Annotated in this window: 1 protein-coding gene; it reads right to left on the bottom strand. The window is 82.1% G+C overall.

Annotated elements, in window-relative coordinates:
- A partial coding sequence (locus tag KVS67_RS12045; RefSeq protein WP_217565453.1) for a hypothetical protein occupies nucleotides 1–268 on the bottom strand: 268 nt, incomplete at both ends.

Consider the following 268-nt stretch of genomic DNA (forward strand, 5'->3'; position numbering starts at 1 on the left):
CGCTCGGGGCGGCGGCCGCCTCGGGGGCCGGCGTGGCCGAGTCGTCGGCAGGGGCGGAGGGTTCGGCCGCCGCCGATGCGGAGGGCGCCGCCGGAGCGGGGGCCGCCTGGGCGTCCGTGTCGGCCTGCGCCGGGGCGGGGGCCTGCTGGGAGGGGGCCGGTGTCGCGGAGGTGGAGCCGGCGCCGGTGGGGCCGGCGGGCAGCTCCACGGTCCAGCCGGTCATGATGAGGTCGGGATCGGTGGGGGTCTGGCCGTCGGCCTGGGGCGT

It is taken from the genome of Micrococcus sp. GbtcB5 (assembly GCF_019091605.1).
GTDB classification, from domain to species: Bacteria; Actinomycetota; Actinomycetes; order Actinomycetales; family Micrococcaceae; genus Micrococcus; species Micrococcus luteus.